This is a genomic window from Catenulispora pinistramenti, assembly GCF_018274385.1.
Classification (GTDB): Bacteria; Actinomycetota; Actinomycetes; order Streptomycetales; family Catenulisporaceae; genus Catenulispora; species Catenulispora pinistramenti.
This window is the reverse complement of record NZ_JAAFYZ010000412.1, coordinates 1-3749: the sequence shown is the minus strand read 5'-3', so window position 1 is coordinate 3749 and position 3749 is coordinate 1. Positions and strand designations below refer to the sequence as shown.

Genomic DNA, 3749 nt, shown 5'->3' with positions numbered 1-3749 from the left:
AGTTCGCGCTGCACAAAACCGCAGCTTGAGCACCCAACCGCCGCGCGCGGACTTTACCCCCGGACACCGGTGCTGTACCCCCCGGGCTGACGACGCGACCGAGGGGAACGGACCGCACCACCTCAGGTACCGCCGCCGCTGAGACTGACCCGGCCACCCTAGGGAACCGCGCTAGTTTCCCTGAGGTTGCCGAGGCCCGCCGGAGGCCCGGCCCTTCATCACAGCCCTTGACCTTGACCTTGACTGTGGCCTTGCTCGGACTTGCCGGAGTTGAAGAGGCCTGAGGCGCGGCGGGGTTGTGAACGCGCAAACCGGCAGCCGACAAACACACCCGCCGACCCGAACCCCGAACCGGCACAACTATGACCGAAGGCCGTAAAAAGCTTTGAAACCCACACCCCAACCGCAACCCGGCCCACAAACTCCAACCCCCGCAAGAAGATCCGAACCCCGAACCACCCCAGTCAAGACTCGCCGCATCCCGCATCCCGCATCCCGCACCCCCGGTCCGCAGAGGCTGTCAAGGTGACCTTTCATGAACCCTGCGACTGCATGGCTGACTGCGACCAGGCATCCCATAGCTGCGAGCAGTGGTTGGCGTCGGTGCTGACCCACAAGAAGGGGAAGACCGAGTTCGAGCTTCCCGCCACGCAGGGCATCGTGACCATCCAGGCCAGACGACCCTGGTCGCTGGAGGCGAAGCGTGGTCGGTAAGGATGACCATGGCGTGACGGCCGAGTAACCGGAGGAGGCCGTCGCTCGGCTGTTGCCGGGGATCGTGTACGAGCAAGCGGCGGATGCGTAGGCAGCGGAACCAGTGCGGCAGGGCGATCGCGCCTTCGACGACCCGGTGCTGAACGCCAAGCCCGGGGCCGTGGTCGGTGCCGGGATCCGAACCCCGAACTTGGCCCACAGAGCCAGAGCCCGCAAAGCTCACAGGGCCCGCAAAGCTCACAGGGCCCGAAGACCCCGCCCCTACCACCCGATGACCCGCCGATCATCCTCCGACTCCCGAAACCGCATCCGCGTGGCCTGCAGCCACCGATCCAGCTGCTCGGCCAGCAGATCCCGCGACTCAGCGTACGTATCCAAAGCCCCGGCGCACACCCGGTCCGCGGCCGCCAGGCGTCTGCGCGTCTCGGCGATCGTGAGTGGGTCGCCGACCTGCTCGGCTACGCGGAGGCGAGCCGTGAGGCGTTCTCGGACGCGGGTGCAGATCTCCACCGCGACCTGGGCCTCGTACTCGGCCGCCACCAGTTGGCCGATCCAGGCGTCGCTCACCGCCTGTTCGGCGCTGCGGACGGCGGCTCGCTGGGCGGGGCCGGTCGTCGACTCGCGGGCGCTGGTCCAGTCCTCCATGTGTTGTCACCTCCCTGTTGCGCCTTCGAACACTGACGGCTGGGGAAGACCGCCGTCAAGGCGCCATGTCTTTCGGGTTGACCATTCTGTCGAAACCGAAACGGGGCGGGTGGGGAATCCCGGCTGTCGGACCGGGTTCTCGCCGATCGGACGGACTGGCGTGGCGGGCAGTGTCTGGATCTATGAGCAGAATACTGATGCCCCTGGACAGTGCCAGGGGCATCAGCGGTCAGGGGAGCAGAGTACTACTCGCTACTGGGCTCGCCCCGCCCCACCTGCTTACGGCTGTACCCGAAGTACACGACCAGCCCGATCACCATCCACACCCCGAACCGGATCCAGGTGTCCACCGGCAGGTTCAGCATCAGCCACAGGCACGCCAGGATCGCCGCGATCGGCACGTAGGGCACCCCGGGCGTGCGGAAGGCCCGGGGCAGATCGGGCCGGGTCCGTCGCAGGATGATGACCCCGAGCGAGACCAGCATGAACGCCGCCAACGTCCCGATGTTCACCAGCTCGGCCAGCGCCTTGAGCGGGATGACGGCGGCGAAGCAGGCGACGACCAGACCCAGCAGGATCGTGGACCGGTAGGGCGTCTGGAACCGGGGGTGGACGCGGGAGAAGGCCCGGGGGAGCAGCCCGTCGCGGCTCATGGCGAAGAACACCCGGGACTGGCCCATGAGCAGCAGCAGTGTGACCGACGTGAGGCCGGCGACCGCCCCGGCGCTGATGAAGCCGCTGAGCCAGTGCGCGCCGGTGGCGTTGAAGGCGTCGGCCAGCGGCGCCTTCTCCGACAGCACCGTGTACTTCTGCATCCCGGTGACGACCAGCGTCACGCTCACATACAGCACCGTGCACACCGCCAGCGAGGCCAGGATGCCGCGCGGCAGGTCCCGCTGCGGCTTCTTCACCTCCTCGGCGGCGGTGGCGACGACGTCGAACCCGATGAAGGCGAAGAACACGACCGCCGCCGCGGTGAAGATCCCCATCACCCCGAACGAGCCGGGCGCGAACCCCAGGTGCTGGATGAGCGGTTGCGCGCCGCCGGAGGAGGTGCTGGTCCCCTTGCTCGTCGGCGGGATGAACGGCTTGTAGTTCGAGCCCTTGATGAAGAACAGCCCGGCGAAGATGACCAGCAGCACCACCGCGACCTTGACCGAGACGATCAGGGTCGTGAACCGGGCCGACTGCTTGACCCCGATCACCAGCAGCGCGGTCATCGCCAGCACCAGTACCGCCGCCGGCAGGTTCAGCCCCCAGTGGCTGTCGGTGCCGCCGCCGATCGAGGTGGGCACGTGGATGCCGATGTCGGCCAGGAAGGTCTGGATGTATCCGGACCAGCCGACGGCGACCACCGCCGCCCCGAGCGCGAGTTCCAGGATCAGGTCCCAGCCGATGAGCCAGGCCGGGAACTCCCCGAGCGAGGCGTAGGAGAAGGTGTAGGCGGATCCCGCGACCGGGACGGTCGAGGCGAACTCGGCGTAGCACAGCGCGGCCAGCCCGCAGACGACGGCGGCCACGGCGAACGACAGCGCGACCGCCGGCCCGGCGTAGTCTTTGGCGGCGGTTCCGGTCAGGACGAAGATCCCGGTGCCGATGGTGACGCCGACGCCGTAGACGGTCAGATCCAGTGCCGATAACTCGCGTCTGAGACTGTGTTCGCCGGAACTGGTATCGCTGATGGTGTCTTCGATGCTTTTGGTCCGGAACAGGCCCTTCGTCGCGTTCTGAGTCTTCATAGCCGACCGGCTACCCGCTATTCCGGATGACTATCATCCCAATCCGGTTCGGTCATCTGGGAGATTTGGAGAAAATGGCCCGTTTGCTCTGGCGCATCCCGGGCAGCGGGGGCAGCACGCCCATGAACATCTACGACAGAACATCCATGACACCGATCCCCGCCGCCACGTCCTCCGGTGGTAGCAAGGAGATGACTGCCTGTGAGTGAAGTCACCAAGAAATCGACCGATCCGCGGCCCGCCGAACGCGCGCCGGTGCCGCCCTCCATAGTCCGCAAGGCTGTCGTCGCCTCGGCGATGGGCAACGCCATGGAATGGCTCGATTACGGTGCCTTCACTCCCGGCACGATCACCGGGTCATCGGACGGGTGTTCTTCCCTCGCGAAGATCGACGCCGAGGACGAGGCGGCGTTGCAGGCCGCTTGAATCACCACCCGCCGCTCTGACCGCTGTCCCCGCTCGATCCGCCGCCGGAGTCGCCGCCACTGAAGCCCCCGCCGCCGGAGTCGCCACCGCCGAAGCCCCCGGAGTCGGAGCCGCCGTTGGGGGAGCTGGTGTCGATCCACATGTTGTTGTCGGAGTAGGAGTTGTTGTCCGACCATGAGTTGTACCTACGGCCGGAATAGCGCCCGCCGCCACCCCCGCCCGCAC

At 67.2% G+C, this 3749-nt stretch carries 3 protein-coding genes and 1 pseudogene; 1 reads left to right on the top strand and 3 read right to left on the bottom strand.

What is annotated here, in order from left to right; genetic code table 11:
- Positions 1 to 975 precede the first annotated feature (975 nt).
- Positions 976 to 1359 carry a hypothetical protein gene (locus KGQ19_RS47875; protein ID WP_212022204.1) on the bottom strand — a complete coding sequence of 128 codons (384 nt, stop codon included), beginning with the start codon at positions 1357 to 1359 and terminating at the stop codon, positions 976 to 978.
- 245 nt (positions 1360 to 1604) lie between these two features.
- Positions 1605 to 3098: an amino acid permease gene (locus tag KGQ19_RS47870; RefSeq protein WP_212022202.1), complete on the bottom strand. Its 1494-nt coding sequence runs from the start codon at positions 3096 to 3098 to the stop codon at positions 1605 to 1607.
- 201 nt (positions 3099 to 3299) lie between these two features.
- Between KGQ19_RS47870 and KGQ19_RS47865 the strand changes: the two genes are divergently transcribed.
- Entirely contained in the window at positions 3300 to 3524 is a 225-nt protein-coding gene (locus KGQ19_RS47865; RefSeq protein ID WP_212022201.1) for a hypothetical protein, read from the top strand.
- A gap of 1 nt (position 3525) precedes the next feature.
- On the opposite strand, the pseudogene KGQ19_RS47860 reads toward KGQ19_RS47865, so the two are convergent.
- Positions 3526 to 3749 (bottom strand): annotated as a pseudogene (locus KGQ19_RS47860) (hypothetical protein); the annotation flags it as partial.